Origin of the sequence: Bordetella genomosp. 10, from assembly GCF_002261225.1 — a bacterium.
Lineage (GTDB): Bacteria > Pseudomonadota > Gammaproteobacteria > Burkholderiales > Burkholderiaceae_B > Bordetella_C.
Genome location: NZ_NEVM01000001.1, coordinates 670906 through 691005 on the forward strand (window position 1 = coordinate 670906; position 20100 = coordinate 691005).

The 20100-nt window shown below is 65.1% G+C and carries 17 protein-coding genes; 12 read left to right on the top strand and 5 right to left on the bottom strand.

What is annotated here, in order from left to right; genetic code table 11:
* The first annotated feature begins 225 nt into the window (after nucleotides 1-225).
* The 4 genes from CAL29_RS02910 to CAL29_RS02925 are packed head-to-tail and all read left to right on the top strand — an operon-like array spanning nucleotide 226 to nucleotide 3194.
* A complete protein-coding gene (locus CAL29_RS02910; protein WP_306430673.1) occupies nucleotides 226-684 on the top strand; it encodes a Zn-ribbon domain-containing OB-fold protein in 459 nt (152 codons plus the stop codon).
* Nucleotides 681-1841, top strand: coding sequence for an acetyl-CoA acetyltransferase (locus CAL29_RS02915; RefSeq protein ID WP_094851488.1), 1161 nt, complete (start codon nucleotides 681-683; stop codon nucleotides 1839-1841). Before CAL29_RS02910 ends, CAL29_RS02915 begins: the two co-directional genes overlap by 4 nt.
* A gap of 7 nt (nucleotides 1842-1848) precedes the next feature.
* Nucleotides 1849-2535, top strand: a complete 687-nt coding sequence (locus tag CAL29_RS02920; protein WP_094851489.1) for a 3-oxoacid CoA-transferase subunit A — start codon at nucleotides 1849-1851, stop codon at nucleotides 2533-2535.
* Nucleotides 2532-3194, top strand: a complete 663-nt coding sequence (locus CAL29_RS02925) for a 3-oxoacid CoA-transferase subunit B (RefSeq protein WP_094851490.1) — start codon at nucleotides 2532-2534, stop codon at nucleotides 3192-3194. Before CAL29_RS02920 ends, CAL29_RS02925 begins: the two co-directional genes overlap by 4 nt.
* A 15-nt stretch (nucleotides 3195-3209) precedes the next feature.
* Here CAL29_RS02925 and CAL29_RS02930 read toward each other — a convergent pair whose 3' ends face one another.
* On the bottom strand, nucleotides 3210-4208 hold the full coding sequence (locus tag CAL29_RS02930; RefSeq protein WP_094851491.1) for a Bug family tripartite tricarboxylate transporter substrate binding protein: 999 nt from the start codon (nucleotides 4206-4208) through the stop codon (nucleotides 3210-3212).
* A 364-nt stretch (nucleotides 4209-4572) separates the two neighbouring features.
* Here CAL29_RS02930 and CAL29_RS02935 point away from each other — a divergent pair, with 364 nt between their 5' ends.
* The 3 genes from CAL29_RS02935 to CAL29_RS02945 all read left to right on the top strand — a co-directional run bounded on the left by CAL29_RS02935 (nucleotide 4573) and on the right by CAL29_RS02945 (nucleotide 8829).
* Entirely contained in the window at nucleotides 4573-6651 is a 2079-nt protein-coding gene (locus tag CAL29_RS02935) for a 3-hydroxyacyl-CoA dehydrogenase NAD-binding domain-containing protein (RefSeq protein WP_256977152.1), read from the top strand.
* Nucleotides 6652-6716: 65 nt separating this feature from the next.
* Entirely contained in the window at nucleotides 6717-7898 is a 1182-nt protein-coding gene (locus CAL29_RS02940; RefSeq protein WP_094851493.1) for a CaiB/BaiF CoA transferase family protein, read from the top strand.
* Between the two features lie 85 nt (nucleotides 7899-7983).
* Complete coding sequence (locus CAL29_RS02945) at nucleotides 7984-8829, top strand: enoyl-CoA hydratase (protein ID WP_094851494.1); 846 nt, start codon at nucleotides 7984-7986, stop codon at nucleotides 8827-8829.
* On the opposite strand, the gene CAL29_RS02950 is transcribed toward CAL29_RS02945, so the two are convergent.
* Nucleotides 8810-9724, bottom strand: a complete 915-nt coding sequence (locus CAL29_RS02950) for a LysR family transcriptional regulator (protein WP_094851495.1) — start codon at nucleotides 9722-9724, stop codon at nucleotides 8810-8812. The genes CAL29_RS02945 and CAL29_RS02950 overlap by 20 nt on opposite strands.
* 392 nt (nucleotides 9725-10116) lie before the next feature.
* Between CAL29_RS02950 and CAL29_RS02955 the strand changes: the two genes are divergently transcribed.
* On the top strand, nucleotides 10117-10839 hold the full coding sequence (locus CAL29_RS02955) for an SDR family NAD(P)-dependent oxidoreductase (RefSeq protein WP_094852668.1): 723 nt from the start codon (nucleotides 10117-10119) through the stop codon (nucleotides 10837-10839).
* Between the two features lie 74 nt (nucleotides 10840-10913).
* On the opposite strand, the gene CAL29_RS02960 is transcribed toward CAL29_RS02955, so the two are convergent.
* The 3 genes from CAL29_RS02960 to CAL29_RS02970 form a co-directional block, all read right to left on the bottom strand.
* Entirely contained in the window at nucleotides 10914-11867 is a 954-nt protein-coding gene (locus CAL29_RS02960; RefSeq protein WP_094851496.1) for an HpcH/HpaI aldolase/citrate lyase family protein, read from the bottom strand.
* The gene (locus CAL29_RS02965; RefSeq protein WP_094851497.1) at nucleotides 11864-13021 is read right to left on the bottom strand and encodes a CaiB/BaiF CoA transferase family protein; all 1158 of its coding nucleotides are present in this window, start codon (nucleotides 13019-13021) and stop codon (nucleotides 11864-11866) included. Before CAL29_RS02965 ends, CAL29_RS02960 begins: the two co-directional genes overlap by 4 nt.
* Nucleotides 13022-13187: 166 nt before the next feature.
* Nucleotides 13188-14105 (bottom strand): LysR substrate-binding domain-containing protein, encoded by a 918-nt coding sequence (locus tag CAL29_RS02970; RefSeq protein ID WP_094851498.1) that lies wholly within the window; start codon nucleotides 14103-14105, stop codon nucleotides 13188-13190.
* 178 nt (nucleotides 14106-14283) lie between these two features.
* Here CAL29_RS02970 and CAL29_RS02975 point away from each other — a divergent pair, with 178 nt between their 5' ends.
* The 4 genes from CAL29_RS02975 to CAL29_RS02990 all read left to right on the top strand — a co-directional run bounded on the left by CAL29_RS02975 (nucleotide 14284) and on the right by CAL29_RS02990 (nucleotide 19999).
* Nucleotides 14284-15729, top strand: coding sequence for an aldehyde dehydrogenase family protein (locus tag CAL29_RS02975; RefSeq protein WP_094852669.1), 1446 nt, complete (start codon nucleotides 14284-14286; stop codon nucleotides 15727-15729).
* Between the two features lie 68 nt (nucleotides 15730-15797).
* Nucleotides 15798-16910 carry a zinc-binding dehydrogenase gene (locus tag CAL29_RS02980; protein ID WP_094851499.1) on the top strand — a complete coding sequence of 371 codons (1113 nt, stop codon included), beginning with the start codon at nucleotides 15798-15800 and terminating at the stop codon, nucleotides 16908-16910.
* Nucleotides 16911-17069: 159 nt separating this feature from the next.
* Nucleotides 17070-18101: a TRAP transporter substrate-binding protein gene (locus CAL29_RS02985; RefSeq protein WP_094851500.1), complete on the top strand. Its 1032-nt coding sequence runs from the start codon at nucleotides 17070-17072 to the stop codon at nucleotides 18099-18101.
* 68 nt (nucleotides 18102-18169) lie between these two features.
* A complete protein-coding gene (locus tag CAL29_RS02990; protein ID WP_094851501.1) occupies nucleotides 18170-19999 on the top strand; it encodes a TRAP transporter large permease in 1830 nt (609 codons plus the stop codon).
* The last annotated feature ends 101 nt before the right edge of the window (nucleotides 20000-20100 follow it).

The following is a 20100-nucleotide window of genomic DNA, read 5'->3' on the forward strand; positions in this document are numbered from 1 at the left end:
ATTCTTATCGTTGGGCCCCCCGGCGGGGGCCGCCGAATGTGACGCAAGGTCCCATTTCACTCGGAGTATGGCGTTTGCGCGCGTGAAGCTCCATCCGAAAGTTTCGAACGCTTTGTTCGATACCGTCCAAGCGTGCGACGCCCCGGCACCTGTTCGAAACTCCCTAAACATGGGTTCGAATATTTCTGATGGCCCGGCTCGGCAACTGTTTCTAGAATGCGATGGATGCCGCGCTTTTCCGCGGCGCATCTCTATAAACCGGAGACGGCTGCCGCCACGGCAGCATTGGACGATATGTCGCAGATTCCCACGGAGACGCCAGATAGCGCCGAACGGCAGTATTTCGACTGCCTGTCCAAAGGCCTTTTCATGTTGCCGCATTGCCTCGAATGCGGTCGCCACCATTTCTATCCCCGTGTGCTGTGCCCGCACTGCGGCGCCGACAGCCTGGAATGGGTGCCCGCCAGCGGCAAAGGCGTGGTGTATGCCACCACGACGGTGCGCAGCAAGGCCAGCGTCCATAATGTCTGCCTGGTCGACCTGGAAGAAGGCCCCCGGCTGATGAGCCGCGTCGTCGACATCGACAGTACGGCGGTGCAAATCGGCCTGCCGGTGCGCGCGCGCGTGGACGAAGTCGACGGCAAGCCATTGCTGGTGTTCGTGTCCGCGGAGGGCCAGGCATGAAAAAGAGCTATCGAGGCGCCATCGCGATTCTCGGGACCGGCATGGCCGGGCTGGGCGACTGCGGCGGAAGGACGGAACAGGAAATCATCGCGCAAGCGGCCCACGCGGCGGTGGCGGCCAGCGGCCTGTCCATGAAGCAGATCGACGGCATCATCACGTCCAGCCTGACGTCGCCATGGTGGGTTATGCGCATGGCCGAATACCTGGGAATCACGCCCACGTTTTCGGACAGCACCATGTTCGGCGGGTCTTCGTTCATCGCGGATCTGAAGGTCGCCGCGATGGCCGTCGAGGCCGGCCTCTGCGAAAACGTATTGGTCTGTTATGGCGCCAACCCTCGCAGCGTCCCCAGCAGCAGCGAAATCAACCAGATGCGCGCCACGCTCGATCCGCAACCTTTCGAGCACCCTTACAAACCGTTCAACCCCGTGTCCAGCTACGCCCTCGCCGCGTCGCGGCATATGTACCAGTACGGGACGACCCGCGAACAACTGGCCGAAGTCGCCGTCGCCGCGCGCGCCTGGGCGCAATTGAATCCGCTGGCGTTTTCGCGAAAACCGCTGACCGTCGAAGACGTCATCGGCGCGACGATGATTTCCGATCCCTTGACCGTGCGCGATTGCTGCCTGGTCACCGACGGCGCGGGCGCCTATGTCGTCACCAGCGCGGCCAGGGCCAGGGACCGGCACGACAAGCCTATCTATGTCCTGGGCACCGGTCATGCGCATTGGCACCGCCAGATATCATGCATGCCGGATCTCACCGTGACACCGGCGGTGGACTCGGGACGGTCCGCATACGAGGAGGCCGGAGTGCGGCCATCCGACATCGACGTGGTGGAGCTCTACGACGCCTTCACCATCAATCCCATACTCTTCCTGGAGGACCTGGGATTTTGCCCGAAGGGGGAGGGCGGCCGTTTCATCGGCGGTGGAAGAATCGCGCCGGGCGGGGATTTTCCGCTCAACACGAACGGCGGCGGCCTGTCTTTCGGCCATCCCGGGATGTACAGCATTTTCCTGATCATCGAAGCCGTATCGCAATTGCGCCGCGAGGCGCAGGCGCGTCAAGTTGCGAAAGCCGACCTTGCGTTGGTTCATGGCAATGGCGGCGTCCTGTCCAGCCAGGCGACGGCCATTCTTTCGCACAGTCTGTGAGACCTTCATGAGTAAAGTCGTTGAATCACTGGCCCGGGCGGTCGAAGACCTGCCGGACGGCGCCACGGTATTGATCAGTGGGTTCGGCCTGTCCGGCCAACCGAGCGAGCTGATCGAGGCCGTGGTGGACCAGGGCGCCCGGGATCTTACGGTCGTCTGCAATAACGGCGGCACCGGGGAGGCCGGGCTGGCCCGCCTGATCAATCTGGGCAGGGTGCACAAGTTGATTGCTTCGTATCCTCGCGGGGCCAGCGCCCAGGCTTTCGAAACCGCGTTCGCGGCCGGCCGGCTGGAATTCGAATGCGTTCCGCAAGGTACGCTGGCCGAGCGTTTGCGTGCGGCCGGAGCAGGCTTGGGCGGCTTCTTCACGCCGACCGGCTATGGAACCCTGCTTGCAGCCGGGAAGGAAACCCGCATGATCGATGGCGTCGGCCATGTCTTCGAAAGTCCTTTGCGCGCCGACTTCGCGCTGGTCAAGGCCTACCGCGCGGACCCGCTGGGAAATCTCGTCTACCGCAAGGCCGGGCGCAACTTCGGGCCGCTCATGTGCATGGCGGCCAGGACGACGGTGGCGCAGGTCCATGCCCTGGTCGAAGCGGGAAATCTCGATCCCGAGCACATCGTCACGCCGGGAATCTTCGTGCAGCGGGTCGTCCCGCAAGCTGACGCATGGTATGAAGGGGCGAACGCATGATCCATCGATTTACGCGGACGGAAATCGCGCGGCGGGCCGCGGCCGATATCCCGGCCGGCTCTTACGTCAACCTGGGCATAGGCATGCCGGTGATGGCCCTGGATTTCTGGCGGCCCGGGGACGGCGTCACCGTGCACAGCGAAAACGGCATTCTCGGCATGCGGGCGCGCACGGAATCCGATCCGGAAGACCCGGACCTGACCAATGCGTCCAAGACCAGCGTGGCGCTCGCGCAAGGCGGCAGTTTCTTCCATCATGCCGATTCATTCGCCATGATGCGCGGCGGCCATCTCGACTATTGCCTGCTCGGGGCTTACCAGGTTTCCGAGCGCGGGGACCTGGCGAACTGGTCTCTCGGGGATCCGAATGTGGCGGCGGCCGTCGGCGGCGCGATGGATCTCGCGGTGGGAGCCAAGCGGGTTCACGTCCTGATGGAACACCTCACGCGCGACGGACATTCGCGTTTGCGGCGGGAGTGCAATCTTCCTTTGACGGGAATGGCCTGCGTGGACCGTATCTATACCGATCTGGCCGTTGTGGATGTGACGCCTGAAGGGTTTCTCGTGCGGGACATGGCGCCGGGGCTGAGCCGGCGCGAACTCGATACGGCGACGGATGCCCCGCTGCGTTACGCGGCGGAGCTGGACCATATCGCGTGAACGGGCAGGCTCGGATCAGTCCTTGATTCGTATGCCCGTGGTCTGGACGAGAGTGCGCCATTTATCCAGTTCGTCCAGCACGAACTGCCGGGTCTGGGCCAGGTCCCGGGGCGGCGTTGGTTCGCTCGACTGCTTGCGCAGGGTCTCCACCATTTCGGGCGCCTGCACGATGCGGGTGGTGGCCGCGTTGATTTTGGCGGCGATGTCCGGCGGCAGATTGGCGGGCGCGAAAAGGCCCAGCCACGTGTAGACGTCGAAGTCCTTGAAGCCGGACTCGGCCAGCGTGGGGATTTCGGGAAAGAGTTCGCTGCGGTGCGCGCTCGTCAACGCGATCGGGCGCAGCTTGCCGGCCGCGAGGAAAGGCGTCACCGTCACGGAGTCCATTACGGAGACCTGTATCTGCCCGGCGACGGTATCCGTGACCGCCGGCGCCGCGCCCCGATAAGGAACATGCACGAAAGGCGCGCCGCTTTCCTTGCGCAGGAGTTCGCCGGCCAGGTGGGTCGACCCGCCCGCGCCGGAGGTCGCATAGGGGACGCTCGTCTGCTTACGGGCCCATTCGAGGAATTCCGCCGGGGTCCGGGGCGGAATCCCGGGATTGACGACGATCATGTTCGGCGTCTGCACCAGCGCGGCGAGCGGCAGAAGATCCTTGGCGGGATCGTAATTCACATGCTGCTGCGTGAAAGGGGAGATGACGTAGCCGGTTGCCGTGATCAACAGGGTGTAGCCGTCGGCCGGTCGCCGGGCGACATATTCCGTGGCGACTTGCCCCGCCGCGCCCGCCTTGTTCTCGACGATGAAGTTCTGCTTGAACGTGGCCGTGAGTTCCTTGGCGAGCAAACGGGAGACGATGTCGGTCATGCCTCCGGGCGCATATCCCACCACGATCGTGACGGGCCGCTCGGGCCAGTCGTTCGCGGCGGCATGAGCGGTCGCCGGCACCGAGGACAATGCCGACGCGAGGGGAAGCAGCCAGGCGCATAGGCGCCGGCGCATGTACGGACTGAGCATAGGGTCTCCTTCCTGCCGATGTGCGTTGGATGAAGCGTCTTTGCGCCTCACCGTGCCGTCGGGACGTCGGCGGCATGGCGCCAAGTGTAGGAACGCACCGCGGGCGTGGCTATCCGAAATTTTGAAACGCCGGATTCGGCAATTTCAAACCGCGAGCAGGCAGGCGTTCGCGCGCTCCTGCGTTCGTGGGGACGGCTGGCCAGGTTTGAATATCACGAAGGCGAGCTTCGAATATTTCCCATGGTCAGGGCGGCGTGCCGCTCCCTAAAATCCAAAACCATAGGATGGGCGTCTCGCTTCGGACGTCCTGATTTAGCCGGCACAAAAAAACAGGAAACCACAGATGGACGTAAGTACGCTTGCCTTGACCTCACTGACCGAAGCCGTGGGTTACGCCGTGACCGGCCGGGTCGCCATCCTGGTACTGGACAACGCACCGGTCAATGGCCTGGGCGACACTGCCCGCGCCGGCCTGCAGCAGGGGCTGATGCGCGCAAGGGAGGATGAAAGCGTTGCCGCCGTGGTGATCATCGGTGCGCGCGACATATTCTGCGGCGGCGCGGACATACGCCAATTCAACACGCCGGCAGCGAGCGCGCGGCCGATGTTGCGGGACGTCATCGCGACGATCGAGGGCCTGTCCAAGCCCGTGGTGGCCGCGATTTCGGGCTTCGCGCTTGGCGGCGGCCTCGAGCTGGCGCTCGGGTGCCACTATCGCCTGGCGAAGTCCGGAGCAAGGCTTGGCTTGCCTGAGGTCGCCTTGGGGCTCATACCGGGCGGGGGCGGCACGCAACGTCTGCCGCGCGTCGTCGGATTGGAAACGGCCTTGCGGATGATCACCAGCGGGAAGCCGGTTTCGGCCGAGAAGGCGGGCGCCATCGGCCTGGTCGACAAGGTCGTGCAAGAGGACCTTCTGGGCGCCGCGATCGCCTATGCGGACGAAGCCGCCGGCAAGACCGCGCATCCCGTCGTTGGCCTGCGCGATATCGGCAACGATGCGGCCCTCCTGGCGGGTTTCCGGGAGAAACTCAACCGCAAGGCGCGCAACGCGAAAGCCCAGATGGCGGCGATCGACAGCGTGGAGGCGGCAATGCGCTTGCCCATCGAATCCGGGCTCGCCGAGGAGCGGCGGATATTCGATAGCCTCGTGGAAGACCCGACGTCGCGCGCCTTGCGCCACCTCTTCTTCGCGGAGAAGAGCGCCCCGCGCTTCAGCCATGAGGGCCCTTCCAGGTCCATCGAGCGCGTGGGGATCCTCGGCGCCGGAACGATGGGCGGCGGTATCGCCATGGCTTTCGCCAACGCCGGATATACCGTCGCGCTGGTCGAGCGCGAGCAGGCGGCGTTGGACCGCGGCGTGGCCCTCATCAGGAAGAACTACGAGATATCCGCCGCGAAAGGAAAGTTCAGCGCGGCGGACGTGGCTGAGCGATTGGCTCGTATCGAGACCGGACTGGACATCGGCGCATTCGCCGACGTCGACCTGGTCATTGAGGCCGTGTTCGAAGACATGGGTGTGAAGCAGGACGTCTTCAGGCAACTGGATCGTATCTGTCGTCCCGACGCGATATTGGCCAGCAACACCTCTCGATTGAACATCGACGAAATCGCGCGGAGCACCTCGCGTCCAGCGAATGTGATCGGCCTGCACTTCTTCAGCCCGGCCAATGTGATGAAACTGCTGGAGGTGGTCCGCGGACAAGCCACCAGCGACGGCGTCATCGCCGCCTGCATGGCGGTCGCACAAAAGATCGGCAAGATCCCCGTGCTGGTTCGCGTGTGTGAAGGCTTCGTGGGCAACCGCATGCTCACCGGGTATTGGCGCGAGGCCAACTTCTTGCTGGAGGAGGGCGCCAGCCCGCAGCAGATCGACCGGGCCCTTACGGCATTCGGCATGGCCATGGGGCCGCTGGCCATGGCCGACCTGGCGGGCCTGGACATCAACTGGGCGACGCGCAAGCGCCTGGCGCCGACAAGGCCGGCGCATCTCCGATATTCGAAGGTCGCCGACCGGATCTGCGAAGCAGGGCGTTTCGGACAGAAGACCGGCGCGGGCTATTACCGCTACGAGCAGCATGGCCGCGAACCTGTCCCGGACCCCCTCGTCGACGCGATTGCCCGGGAATGCGCGCGGGAGGCAGGCATCGAGCGCAGGACCATCGGCGACGAGGAAATCGTCGAGCGCTGCATGCTCGCGCTGATCAACGAAGGCGCCCAGATCTATGCGGAAGGCATCGTCCAGCGGGCTTCCGATATCGACGTGGTCTATGTGAATGGCTACGGGTTTCCAGGCTGGCGGGGCGGGCCGATGTTCTACGCGGAAGCGCTGGGACTTGCGACGGTCCTGCAAAGATTGCGGGCCTTGCATAGCTTGCACGGCGCCCATTGGCAGCCCGCCGCCATCATCGAGAAGCGCGTGGCCGAGGGCGCGTCGACCTTTTGACCGTGACGGCGGGAATTTCAACCGGCGGGTCGATCGTTCAAATTACGAGGAAGAGTGGAGAAAATATGCTGCATGAAGCCATGAGCGGCATTCGGGTCATCGATATGTCCCGCATCCTGGCCGGACCCTGGTGCACCCAGAACCTGGCGGACATGGGCGCCGAGGTCATCAAGATCGAGCACCCGGAACGCGGCGACGACACCCGTGGATGGGGGCCGCCCGATCACCGCGCTGAAGACGGCTCGGCTTCGATGGCGGCCTACTTCATGGCCTGCAATCGCGGCAAGAAGTCGGTCCGCCTGGATTTCTCGACGCCCGAGGGGGCCGCAATCATCAGGAAACTCGTGCTCGAGGCCGACGTTTTCGTTGAAAACTTCAAGGCGGGCGGATTGCGCAAGTATGGCCTGGACTACGAATCCCTGCGCGCCATCAACCCCAGGCTGGTCTATCTCTCCGTGACCGGATACGGTCAGACCGGGCCGATGGCGGACAAGCCCGGATACGACTACGTCTTCCAGGGCATGGGGGGCTTGATGAGCTACACCGGCCTGCCCGATGGCGCGGCCGGCGCCGGGCCCTTGCGGACCGGTGTCGCGGTCGTCGATTTGACGACAGGCATGTATGCCACGGTGTCGGTGGTGTCGGCGCTTCGGCAGAGGGACCACACCGGACTGGGCATGCATCTGGACATCTGCCTTCTCGACGTCGCGGTCGCGCTGAATGCCAACCAGGCCGCGAACTACCTGGTGTCCGGCGACCCGCCCAGGAGAACCGGCAACGCCCACCCGAATTGCGCGCCTTATGAAGTATTCGCGTGTTCCGATGGCCATCTCATTCTGGCGATCGGCAATGACGGCCAGTTCGGACGCTTCTGCCGTTTAATCGGCCGGGAGCAGTGGGCCGGCGATCCGCGGTTCGCCACCAACAGCAGCCGGCTGCGGCACATGGCGGAGCTGGGGCCGATGATCGCCGCATTGCTGAAAGAGCGGCCCCGGGCGGAGTGGACCGGGCTGTTCGATGCTCACGGTGTCCCCTGGGGGCCTATCCAGAACCTCGAAGAAGTGTTTTCCCACCCTCAGGTGCTTCATCGGAAGATGATTCAAACGGCGCACCATCCTCAACTCGGAGTCCTGCGGCTGGTCAGGAATCCGCTTCTTGCCGGCAGCCCGGACAGTGCCCTGGCGGACGCCCCGCCGGTTCTGGGCCAGCACGATGATCTGCTGGCCGTGTACCAGGAACAGGCCTGATCGCCCGATTTGTATTGCGGCGCCACCCGCCTGCCGTCGCGGCGGGCAGGGCGCCGGCCACCGACATCACTTCAGGATCACGACTATGACGACAAAAAATCATCCCCACGCGCTCGTGGAAATGGACGCGAAGGGGATCGCCACGCTCACCATCAAGGACGCCGGCGTTCTCAATCTGCTGGGCTCTCCCGTCATGGACGGTCTCCTCGCAGCGTTGGACGAGCTGCGCAACGAAGCGGACGTGCGGACGGTCATTCTCACGGGCGGGAGCGACCGCGCCTTCGTGGCGGGCGCCGACATTGCCGAAATGGCGAAGCTGAATGACGAAACGGGACAGCGCTTCATCTCCAAACTACGCGACCTGTGCAATGCGGTCAGGCACTTTCCGGTTCCCGTCATTGCGCGCATCCCCAATTGGTGTCTCGGTGGTGGAATGGAACTGGCGTTGGCGTGCGATCTGCGGATTTGCGCCGATCATGCGCAATTCGGCATGCCCGAGGTAAAAGTAGGCATTCCCTCGGTCATACACGCCGCGCTGCTTCCGCGGCTGATCGGCGGCGCGAACAGCGATTGGATGCTGCTGACGGGCGAGCTGATCGACGCGGCCAAGGCGAAGGCTTGGGGATTGGTCAATGACGCGGTGCCGATGGAAAGGCTGGATGAGCGCGTCCGCGGCCTAGCCGAAAACTTCGCGGCGCTTGGCCCGGCGGTTATCCGGCAGCAGAAGCGCTTGCTGCGCGCGTGGGAGGTATCTTCGATCGATGCCTCCATAGAGGCGAGCGTGGCCGAGTTCGGCGCCGCGTTCAGCACCGGCGAGCCGCAGAAATTCATGCGCGAGTTCCTGGAGCGCAAGCGCGCGGAGCCAAAGCCTGACGCGCGCGCTGCCGGGCCCCTTGGCGGAGCGGCGCCGGTCAGTAACCTTCCCGGGTAGCCGCCACCGCCGGGTCTTCCAGCAGGTACTCCGCCACCTGTTCAGCGAGGGGCGAAAGAGGCCCTGTCGAGGGCCGGACCAGGGTGAGTTCACGGATCGCCCACGGCTCGGCCAGTTCGACCGCTGCGATCTGCTTATCGGCGAGCGCGACGGTGGCGACGCTCCTGGGCACCAGGGCCACGCCGACGCCGCCCGCAACCAGGGATAGCACGGCGTCGAAAGTATGGGCATGGATACGGACATTCGGCGTCTTTCCCGCCAGCTTCGCCATGTCCCGCAGAAAGACATAGTTGCTGCTCGTCTTGCTCATGCAGACAAAGTCCAGGTCCAGGACGGCCGGAAACTTCAACGGCCCGTTTGCAACGATGGGGTGATTCGGCGGCGCCGCGATAATCAGCTCGTCGACGGCATAGCGGCGGGCACGGACGCCTTGCGACCGGGATTCGCCGGCGAATATTCCAATATCCGCTTCCTGTCCCGCGACGGCGGCCTCGATCGTCGTGCTGGTGCGCTCCTCCAGCAGGATGTTCACATTGGGATTGGCGGACAGAAAACGCCGGAGGCTGGGAACGATGAAGCCATTCAGGGAGCTGCTATTGGCGAAAAGCTTCACGCTTCCCTTGATTCCGCTGGAGAAGCTGCCAAGTTCGCCATGCATGCGTTCCACGTCGGCGAGCACCGTCCGGACGTGCTTCAGAACGAACTCCCCTTCGGCGGTAAGTTCCATGCCGCGCGCTTCCCGCTTGAATAGCGGCACGCTCATGGCGAACTCGAGATTCTTCAGCCGGTAGCTTGCCGCGGACGCAGTCAAATGCAGCGCGCTCGCGCCGCCCGACAGGCTTTTTGCTTCAGCAATCGCCAGGAAGAGCCGCAGGTCGGTAAGTTCGTAACGCATCCGGAAGTGTCCTTACTCGTCTTTCCGCGACGCGGGAAGACCGGCGTGCATTGTAGTCGACCGGAAAATGGCTGACGGATTTCAGCAGCGGGCATCCGCTCTCCGGCCATTCCAGTCTGCTGCGCGACGGAATATCGCCATCCGCGCATCGCCTACTCCTGCGGTGATCTTTACTCACATTACGCTGCATTAATATCCATTGAGCCTCCCCCAAGGCGTCTCTGATAATGGGATCGCGCCAGAGCCGTGAGTCATAGGCAGCAGCGCATACGCGCCGGCACTGGCGGCGAACCCGGCAAGCGCGGGTTCTCACCAAAAAAACTGGAGACAGCGTGGAGAAGACGATCGAAGGCGGCGCGGCCGGCCGGGTCGCCGTCGTGACGGGCGGCGCAATGGGCATAGGCGCGGAAACGGCCGAACAACTGGGCAAGCGCGGTTATCACGTCGTGCTTGCCGATATCAACAAGGAAAACGCCGATGACACGGCCGCGCGCTTGTCCGCGCAGGCGTTGTCGGTGTCCGCCGTGCAGATGGACGTGGGCAAGCCGGAATCGATCGCGGCGGCCTTCGCGTCGATCGCCCGGGAACACGGCCGTTGCGACGTGCTCGTCAACGGCGCGGGCATCGCCAAGCTGGTGCCATTCATCGACTATCCGCTCGACACGTTTCTTGCCACGATGAACGTCAACGTCACCGGCACGCTGCTGTGCGCCCAACACGCCGCGCGCATGATGGCGCAGCGCCGCTGGGGGCGCATCGTCAATATCGCGTCGGTGGCAGGGATGCGCGCGGTGGGCCGCGGCCGCACGGCCTACGGCACGTCCAAGGGCGCGGTGATCGCGCTGACGCATCAGATGGCCGTCGAGCTGTGCGATTACGGCATCACCGCCAACGCGGTCGCGCCGGGGCCCGTCGATACGCCGATGACCAAGGTCCTGCACAGCGACCAGTTCCGGGAGGAATATTCGCGCGCCATTCCGATGAAACGCTACGGCACGACCTCGGAAATCGCCGCGGCAATCTGCTATCTCGCTTCCGACGAGGCGGCCTACACGAACGGCATCGTGCTGCCGGTGGACGGCGGCTTCCTGTCGTGGGGCGCGGGCGCCGTCTGACGCACGGGCGGCGCATCCGCGGCGCCGCTACAAGAAACGCCGTCCGGAACAGGAAATTCCGAACGGCGCGCTGTTCAGTGAAGGTCCGCCGCCCCCAGCATCAGGATGCGTTGGGCCATGCGCAGATTCGCGTAGTCGATCATCTTCCCGTCGACGGCCACGGCGCCGCGTCCTTCGCTCTCCGCCTGCCGCATCGCGTCGACGACGCGGGTCGCGAAAGCGAGTTCTTCCGCCGAGGGCTTGAACGCATCGCATGTTGCTTTGATCTGTGAAGGGTGAATCACTTGCTTGCCATCGAAACCGAGAGCCGCCGCCTTTTCCGCCCATGCGCGCGTGAGCGTCGCATCGTGGTACGCGCCGCACGGCCCGTCGATCGCGCGCAGCCCGAAGGCGCGCGCCGCGACCAGCACGCGCATCATCGGATAGGCGAACAGGTCGAGCGGCGTTTCGAGGTAACGGCCATCGGCGCCGGAAACGGTCTGCCGATAGCCGGTCGGCGAGCCTCCGATCTCCGCGCTGCGGGCGCCGATGGAGCCGGCAAAGTCGCCGACGCCCAGATGCAGCGCCGCGACGCGCTTGCTGCTCTGCGCGAGGCTGTCGACCATGACGAGGCCGAGCGCGGTTTCGATCAGCAGATCCAGCATGAGCGGCGCCCGGCGCGCGTCGCCTTCCGTCGCGTCGATCATGCGCGCGATGTCCTCGATATGCGCGGGGCGCTCGGCCTTCGGCACGATCAGCGAATCGAGCCGCGCGAGCGGACTGAGCGTGCGGATCTCCTCCTCGATGGTGCGGCTGCCGTAGGCATTCACGCGCACCAGGACGGTCTTGCCGCCCCAGTCCAGTTCTCGCAGCGCGCTGACCGCGCCTTGCAGGGCGCCGGCTTTCTCGGATTCGGGCACGGCGTCCTCGAGATCGAGGAACACCGCGTCCGCGGCGGAGCGCGCCGCCGATTCGACGTGACGCCGGCGGTTGGCCGGCACCGCGAGCACCGTGCGCGTCAGGCGATAGCCGGTGGTGGGCTGGCTCATACGGCGCTCCGCTTGCTCAGGTCAAGTTCTTCCAGCACGCGCTGCGTGTGCTCGCCGACGGCGGGAATCGGCTTCATGACGGGCTCGACGCCCGCAATCGTGATGGCCGGCACGAACATGGTCAAGGGACCGGCCGGCGACGCGACTGTGCGCGTACGCCCGCGGGCATGGATTTGCGGATGATCGACGAACTCCTCGACCGAATTCATGCGCGCGTTGGCGATCGCGGCGTTGTCGAGGCGCGCGAGCACGTCGTCGCTGGTCCACTCGGCGAAGCGCGCTTCGATAAGCGCTTCGAGCGCGTCGCGATGGGCGAGGCGCCGTGGATTGCTGTCGAAGCGCGGATCGGCGGCGATAGCCGGGTCGCCGAGCACGATATTGCAGAACGACTGCCATTCGCGCTCGTTCTGGATGCCGAAGAAGATGCTGCGGCCGTCGCCGGTGCGAAACGGCCCGTACGGCGCGATGGTCGCGTGGCGCATGCCGTTGCGCTTGAGCGGCTTGCCGCTGCCGCTCACGTAGTAGGCGGGGTAACTCATCCACTCGGTCATGGAATCGAAGAGCGAGACCTCGAACGCGGTGCCGAGGCCGGTGCGCTCGCGGTTGTACAGCGCCATGAGGATGCCGTTGAGCGCGTACATGCCGGTGGCGATGTCGGCGATCGCGATGCCGCATTTGGCCGGCTCCGCTTCGCTGCCGTTGATGTCGAGAAAGCCGGATTCGCATTGCACGAGCAGGTCGTAAGCCTTCTTGTCGCTGTACGGGCCGCCGCTGCCGTAGCCGGAGATATCCACGGCGATCAGGCGCGGGAAACGTTCGACGAGCGTCTTCGCGTCGAGGCCGAGCTTGGCGGCCGCGCCGGGCGCCAGGTTCTGCAGGAAGACGTCCGCCGTTTCGAGCAGCGCGAAGAGCGCCCGCGCGCCTTCAGGGCTCTTGATGTCGAGCGCGACGCTCTCCTTCGAACGATTGGTCCAGGCGAACTGGCTCGACATGCCGTTCATGACGGTGTCGTAGTCGCGGCAGAAATCGCCCCGGCCGGGACGTTCGATCTTGATGATCCGCGCGCCCCAGTCGGCCAGATGGCGGGACGCGAGCGGCGCGGCGATGGCCTGTTCGAGCGATACGACGGTGATGCCCGAAAGCGGAAGCGGCATGCTTTGTCTCCTGATTATGCGGGTCACGATGACGGCGCCTTGGGCCGCCTCGCGAAAATCGTAGCGCCGACCGCGTTCCAGGAGGAAATACTCTTTGGAACTACGGGATATAGGCGTGACTAATATGACCTTCGTCCCGGCTTCCGCTCACGCGATTAATGCAGCCTCACGCCGGCGCCGGCGAGGCGCCGAGCGTTGGCGCCATCTCCGCGACGAGCGCGCGCATGCAGTCCTGCACCGCGCGGGCGGCGGCGGTCTGCGGCACGGCGTTCAGGCGGCACAGCGCGACCGAGCGCTCCAGCGTCGGGCTGACGATGTAGCGCGCCGGCGTGTTCCGCGACGTGTCGCGGCCGAGCAGGCCGGAGAGGATGGTGGCCGCTTCGCCGCGGCGCGCGAGTTCGAGCATGGCCGGCAGCGAGTCGATATCCGCGATGACGTTCAGGTCAAGTCCCGCGCTGTCGAATGCGCGCTCGACCAGCAGGCGCAGGCCGTGCAACTTGCCGGGCAGCACCAGCGGCACGCCGGAAAGCATTTCCAGGGCCAGGGTCTCGCCTTGTGGATCGCCGACCCACGCCGCGCCGTACACGGCCAGACGTTCGTTGAAAAGCGGAACGACCGTGACGCCGCGCGTCTCGGTCTCGCGGAACAGCACGGCGATGTCGAGTCTTCCGCTGGCGAGCAGTTCGTTGAGATAACCGCTCATGCTTTCGAAGATATCCAACTGGATGCCCGGGTGCCGTGCGCGCATGCGCTCGAACAGGGGCACCGCGAGCACCGAGGACACGCTCGTCGGCAAGCCGATGGCGACCTGGCCGGAAAGCGCGTGCTCGCCGCGCTTGACGTCGCCGCGCATCTGCGCGAACTGCTTGATGATGGATTGCGCGTGCCGGTAGAAGGTGGTGCCTGCGTCGGTCGGGGCGACGCCGGTGTAGCTGCGAACGAGGAGCGGCACGCCCAGATCGTCCTCCATTTCGGCTATCTGTTGCGACAGCGAAGGCTGCGAGATGGACAGCGCGAGCGCCGCCTTGGACAGGCTTCCAGCATCGACGCAGGCAACGAAATACCGCAATTGGCGGATGTCCATGCGTGTTTGTCTCCTCTGTATGCGGCCATGCGCGCGGCGCCGCTGGGTATAGGGATGAACTATGCCGAGTATCGCCAATTCGTATTTGTAGCGTCACTTGCGGCGTCCATATACTTTATTCGCCCAAGCGGGATTGACCAATAACCATTACATCGAACACATCGAACAGGAGACGCACATGCCCACGGAGGCTGGAACCATATTCATCGGCGGCGAATGGAGCGGCGCGGAATCGCGGGCATCGCTCGAAGTGCGCTCGCCGATCGACGGCGAGGTGTTCGCCGCGATCTCGCGCGGCGGGAAAGCCGAAATCGAACGAGCCGTCGCCGCCGCGCGCGCCGCGTTGGGCGGTCCGTGGAGCACGATGGCCGGGTTCGAGCGCGGCCGCATCATGAGCAAGCTGTCCGCGCTGATTCTCGATAACGCCGAGGAACTCGCGCAGATCGAGGCGCGGGACACCGGAAAGCCGATCACGCAGGCGCGCACGGATATCAAGGCGACGGCGCGTTATTTCGAGTTCTATGCCGGCGCCGCCGACAAGGTGCTGGGCGACGTGCTGCCCTTCCTCGACGGCTATCAGGTCACCGTGCAGCGCGAGCCGCGCGGCGTATGCGGCCTCATCATCCCCTGGAACTACCCGGCCTCGATGTTCGGCCGCACCATCGGTCCGGCGCTCGCGACAGGGAACACCGTCGTCCTGAAGCCCGCCGAGGATGCCAGCATGAGCTGCGCGCGCCTGACCGCGCTCGCGCACGAAGCGGGTTTGCCCGCCGGCGTCATCAACCTGGTCACCGGTCTGGGCGAGGAAGCGGGCGCGGCGCTGTCGCAGCACGCCGACGTCGATTTCCTGTCGTTCACCGGTTCGCCGGAAGTCGGCACGCTGATCCAGACGGCGGCCGCGAAGAATCATGTGCCGTGCGTGCTGGAACTCGGCGGCAAGTCGCCGCAGATCGTGTTCGAGGACGCCGATTTCGAGGCAGCCGCCAAGACCATCGTCGGCGTCATCACGCAGAACGCGGGGCAGACCTGCTCGGCGGGCAGCCGCGTGCTGATCCAGCGCTCGGTCTATGAACGCTTCGTCGGCGTGCTCAGGGAGAAGATGAGCGAGGTGCGCGTGGGCGCGCCCGCGGCGGATCTCCAATGCGGACCGGTCATCAACAGCGCGCAGCACGTCAAGGTCAAGGGTTTCATCGAGCGCGCCGCCAGCGGCGGCATCAATGTGATCGCGCAGGGCACGCTGGACGAGAGCGCGGCCGCGACCGGTTACTTCGTCACGCCGACGCTGTTCGGGCCGGTGCCGGTCGAGCACGAACTGGCGCAGGACGAAGTGTTCGGTCCGGTGCTCGCCGCCATCCCGTTCGAGGACGAAGCCGAGGCCATCGCCATCGCCAACGGCACCGCATACGGTCTCGTCGCCGGCCTGTGGACGGAGAACGGCGCGCGCCAGATGCGCGTCGCCAAGAAGCTGCGCGTGGGCCAGGTGTTTATCAACAACTACGGCGCGGGCGGCGGCATCGAATTGCCGTTCGGCGGCGTGAAGCGCAGCGGCCACGGCCGCGAAAAAGGTCTCGAGGCGCTCAAGGAATACACCGTCGCGAAGACCGTCGTGTTGAAGCACGGCTAAAGAGAGCGACGGCCCGCCCAAGCGGGGGCCGCACGCTATCGATTACAAGCTTCAGGAGACAACATCGCATGACCGCCTTTCCCGAGTTTTCCCGCGCAGCCGTGCTGCGTGAATTCAAGGCGCCGCTCGCCATCGAGGACGTGCCGATTCCCCGCGACGTCGAACCTTCCGCCGCGCTCGTCAAGCTCGAAATGTCGTCGATCTGCGGCACCGACATTCATCTGTGGCAGGGCTCGCTGTCGCTGAAGGTGAACCTGCCGGTGATCGTCGGCCACGAGATGGTCGGCCGCGTGGTGCGCGCGGGCGCGGGCGTCACGACCGATTCCGTCGGCACGCCGCTGAAAGTGGGCGACCGCGTGGTCTACACGCACACGTCGTGCGGCGGCTGCTTCTTCTGCACCACCGCGCGCAAGCCGACGCTCTGCATGAATCGCCGCGCGTACATGTACGAAAACATCGAGGAAGCGCCGTATCTGCTCGGCGGATTCTCGCAATACGGCTATATCCTGCCGCAGGCAGGCCGTCTGCGCGTGCCGGATTCGGTGTCGAACGAACTTGCCAGCCTTTCCAGTTGCGCCCTGCGCTCGGTGATGAATGCGTTCTCGCAGATCGGCGAAATCGAGCCGACCGAGACCGTGGCGATCCAGGGCGCGGGTCCGCTGGGCTTGCTCGCGACGGCGAACGCGCGCGTGCGCGGGGCGAAGAAGATCATCGTGATCGGCTCGCCGTCCGCGCGGCTGAAGATGGCCGAGCGCTTCGGCGCGGACGTGTGCATTCCGGTCGAAGGCACGACCGCGCAGGAGCGCCTGGACGCGGTGCTCGCACAGACCGAAGGCCGCGGCGCGGACATCGTGATGGAGTTCACCGGTGTGCCGGCGGCGTTCGCCGAAGGCCTGGCGCTCGCGCGCAAGGGCGGCCGCTATCTGGTGGTCGGGCAACTCGGCGAAGCCTCGACGACCGTGGCGCCGTCCATGATCGTCAAGAAGAATCTGCAGGTGTTCGGCTCGTTCTCGGGCGACGCGCGCAGCTACTCGCTCGCGCTCCAGTTCCTCGAAAAGCACCAGCACGACTTCCCGTTCCACGAAATGATCACCGGCCGCTACACGCTCGACCAGGTCAACGTCGCGATGCAGCGTATGAAGAATTTCGAGGAAGTGAAGCCGGTCATCACGATCGACTAGGCGATCGACCAAGCGATCGACCAGGACCCAGGCCAGTATTTCGCGGCAGCGCCGCGGCACGTCCGCCGGCTCGTTCCGGCGGCTTTCAGAAGAAGCCCATCTTCCGCGCAGCCTGCGCCGGAACGATGCATGGCGGATTGAACAACCAGGAGACAAAGCATGAAAATCAATCGTCGAAGCTTTCTCATGACGGGCGCGGGCGCGGCGGCGTTGGCCGCGTCGGACATGGTGGGCGCGCCATGGATCAAGCGCGCTCAGGCGGCGGAGTTCAGCTACAAGGTCGGCACGGACCTGCCGGCGTCGCATCCCCTGAACGTGCGTATCCAGCAAGCCGCGGACGCCATCAAGAACGATACCGACGGGCGCATGGAAATTCGCGTGTTCGCGAACAACCAGCTCGGCGGCGACCCCGATATGTTCGCGCAACTGCGGGCGGGCGCGCTGGAGTTCTTCACCCTGTCGGGCGCGAATGCGCTTTCGTCGCTCGTCCCGAAGACGGCGATCACCGGCGTGGGCTTCGCGTTCAAGGACTACAGCCAGGTGTTCGGCGCGCTCGACGGTGAACTCGGCGCGCATCTGCGCGGCCTCATCACCAAGGGCGGTCTCGTCGTGCAGGACAAGGTATGGGACAACGGCTTTCGCCAGATCACGACCAGCTCCAAGCCGATCAATACGCCGGCCGACCTGCGGGGCTTGAAGATCCGCGTGCCGCCGGGCCGGTTGTGGATCTCGCTGTTCCGCGCGCTGTCGGCCGCGCCGGCCTCGATCAGCTTCAACGAAGTGTATTCGTCGTTGCAGACCAAGGTCGTCGAAGGTCAGGAAAACGCGCTCGCGGTGGTCGACACGGCCAAACTCTACGAAGTGCAGAAGTATTGCTCGATGACCAATCACATGTGGGACGGCTTCTGGTTCCTGGGTAATCGCGCGGCATGGGAAAAACTGCCGGCGAGCGTCCGCGACGTCACCTCGAAGCACCTCAACGCCTATGCGCTGCTGCAACGCCACGACGTGGAAAAACTCAACGCCTCGCTTCAACAGGCGCTGGAGAGCAAGGGCTTGAAGTTCAACGCGCCCGACATGACCGGATTCCGTGAAGTGCTACAGAAAGGCGGGTTCTACGCCGAGCAGAGGAAGTTCTTCGGCGAGGAGGAATGGGGGCTGCTCGAGAAGGTCACCGGGAAGCTGGCATGAGAACACAGATCGCGGAGGATTTCTCGCAAGGAGCGCGCGACGGCAGGGCGACGCCGTCCGTGCCTGCCATGCCGGCCGGCCTCGCGGTGGCCGACCGCGTGCTCGGGCTGATCGTGTCCGTGCCCGCGGCCCTGCTCGTGTTGGCGGAGATCGTGCTGCTCTTCAGCGGCGTGGTGGCCCGCTACGCGCTTCACAACCCGCTGGTGTGGAGCGACGAACTGGCGGGAATCCTGTTCCTGTGGCTCGCGATGACCGGCGCCGCGACGGCCTTGCATCGCGGCGCGCACATGCGGATGACGGCGATCGTCAATCGCGCGGGCAAGGAGTGGGGAGCGATCTGGGACACCGTCTCGCTGGTCGCGAGCCTGTTGTTCCTGGGGCTGATCGCGGCGCCGGCCTATGCGTACTTCAACCAGCAATGGGGGCTCGTCACGCCGGCGCTGGAAATCAACGACGCGCTGCGCGTCGCCGCGATCGTCTACGGCGTGTCCGTCATGTTGCTGATGTCGATCGTCAAGCTGCTGGCGCTCGGCTGGAAGCAGGCTGCCATGGGCATCGTCGTGGTCGCGGCGGTCATAACGGGCCTGCACGCGCTCGGTCCGGCGCTGCAATCGCTCGGCAACGTCAACCTGCTGATCTTCTTCGTCGGCGTGGTTGGATTCACCGTGCTGTCGGGCATGCCCATCGCGTTCTCGTTCGGCTTGGCGGTGTTTTCGTATCTGTCGCTATCCACCTCGATGCCGCTGGAGATCGTCGTGAGCCGGATGGACGAGGGCATGTCGCAGCTTCTGCTGCTTGCCGTGCCGATGTTCATCTTTCTCGGCCTGCTGATCGAAATGACCGGCATGGCCCGCGCGATGATCAACTTCCTCGCTTCGCTGCTCGGCCACGTGCGCGGCGGCCTGTCGTATGTGCTGGTCGGCGCGATGTACCTGATCTCGGGCATTTCCGGCTCCAAGGCCGCCGACATGGCCGCGGTCGCGCCGATCCTGTTCCCGGAGATGAAGGCGCGCGGCGAGAAACCGGGCGAGCTCGTCGCGCTGCTGTCGGCGACCGGCGCGCAGACGGAAACCGTGCCGCCGTCCATCGTGCTGATCACGATCGGCTCGGTAACCGGCGTGTCGATCTCGGCGCTCTTCACGGGCGGCCTGCTGCCGGGGCTCGTTCTCGCGATGGCGCTGTGCGTCCTGGTGTGGTGGCGTGCGCGCGGCGCCGTCCCGGCGTCCGCCGAACGCGCGCGCGGCTCGGAAATCGCGAAGCTCCTGGTGATTTCGATTCCCGCGCTCGCCTTGCCGGTGGTGATCCGCTTCGCGGTGGTCGAGGGCGTGGCGACGGCGACGGAAGTATCGACGGTCGGCATCGTCTATTCGCTGATCGCCGGCCTGCTCATCTATCGCCGGTTCGACTGGAGGCGCATTTTCCCGATGCTCGTCGAGACGGCGGCGCTGTCGGGCGCGATCCTGATCATCATCGGCACGGCGACGTCCATGGCCTGGGCGCTTACGCAGTCGGGTTTCTCGAACAGCCTGGCGTCGTTCATGGAGCATCTGCCGGGCGGCGCCGTGAGTTTCATGGCCGTGTCGGTGGTGATGTTCGTGCTGCTGGGCAGCGTGCTGGAAGGCATTCCGGCGATCGTGCTGTTCGGGCCGCTGCTGTTCCCGATCGCGCGCGACGTGGGCATCCACGAAGTGCAGTACGCGATGGTCGTGATTCTGTCGATGGGCCTGGGGCTGTTCTCTCCACCGTTCGGCGTCGGCTACTACGGCGCGTGCGCGGTCAGCAAGATTCATCCGGACGAAGGCATCCGGCCGATCGTCGGCTATATGCTGGCGTTGTTCGTCGGCATCATCGTGATTGCGGCGGTGCCGTGGATTTCGATCGGATTCCTGAAGTCCTGACGGTGCGGATGTCCTGCCGCCACCGTCGAGGGCAGGCGGTTGTTCTGGGGGTGGCGATGTCGGAAGACATCGTCACCCTCGGGGGTCTGCGTCGTCAGGTC

What these genes read in the sequence shown, in the direction of transcription:
- CAL29_RS02940 (WP_094851493.1), top strand. Translation starts at nt 6,717, where the DNA reads ATGCTGCATGAAGCCATGAGCGGCATTCGGGTCATCGATATGTCCCGC.
- CAL29_RS02990 (WP_094851501.1), top strand. Translation starts at nt 18,170, where the DNA reads ATGCCGGCCGGCCTCGCGGTGGCCGACCGCGTGCTCGGGCTGATCGTG.
- CAL29_RS02930 (WP_094851491.1), bottom strand. Translation starts at nt 4,208, where the DNA reads ATGCTCAGTCCGTACATGCGCCGGCGCCTATGCGCCTGGCTGCTTCCC.
- CAL29_RS02915 (WP_094851488.1), top strand. Translation starts at nt 681, where the DNA reads ATGAAAAAGAGCTATCGAGGCGCCATCGCGATTCTCGGGACCGGCATG.
- CAL29_RS02920 (WP_094851489.1), top strand. Translation starts at nt 1,849, where the DNA reads ATGAGTAAAGTCGTTGAATCACTGGCCCGGGCGGTCGAAGACCTGCCG.
- CAL29_RS02980 (WP_094851499.1), top strand. Translation starts at nt 15,798, where the DNA reads ATGACCGCCTTTCCCGAGTTTTCCCGCGCAGCCGTGCTGCGTGAATTC.
- CAL29_RS02965 (WP_094851497.1), bottom strand. Translation starts at nt 13,021, where the DNA reads ATGCCGCTTCCGCTTTCGGGCATCACCGTCGTATCGCTCGAACAGGCC.
- CAL29_RS02955 (WP_094852668.1), top strand. Translation starts at nt 10,117, where the DNA reads ATGGGCATAGGCGCGGAAACGGCCGAACAACTGGGCAAGCGCGGTTAT.
- CAL29_RS02925 (WP_094851490.1), top strand. Translation starts at nt 2,532, where the DNA reads ATGATCCATCGATTTACGCGGACGGAAATCGCGCGGCGGGCCGCGGCC.
- CAL29_RS02950 (WP_094851495.1), bottom strand. Translation starts at nt 9,724, where the DNA reads ATGCGTTACGAACTTACCGACCTGCGGCTCTTCCTGGCGATTGCTGAA.
- CAL29_RS02910 (WP_306430673.1), top strand. Translation starts at nt 226, where the DNA reads ATGCCGCGCTTTTCCGCGGCGCATCTCTATAAACCGGAGACGGCTGCC.
- CAL29_RS02970 (WP_094851498.1), bottom strand. Translation starts at nt 14,105, where the DNA reads ATGGACATCCGCCAATTGCGGTATTTCGTTGCCTGCGTCGATGCTGGA.
- CAL29_RS02945 (WP_094851494.1), top strand. Translation starts at nt 7,984, where the DNA reads ATGACGACAAAAAATCATCCCCACGCGCTCGTGGAAATGGACGCGAAG.
- CAL29_RS02960 (WP_094851496.1), bottom strand. Translation starts at nt 11,867, where the DNA reads ATGAGCCAGCCCACCACCGGCTATCGCCTGACGCGCACGGTGCTCGCG.
- CAL29_RS02975 (WP_094852669.1), top strand. Translation starts at nt 14,284, where the DNA reads ATGCCCACGGAGGCTGGAACCATATTCATCGGCGGCGAATGGAGCGGC.
- CAL29_RS02985 (WP_094851500.1), top strand. Translation starts at nt 17,070, where the DNA reads ATGAAAATCAATCGTCGAAGCTTTCTCATGACGGGCGCGGGCGCGGCG.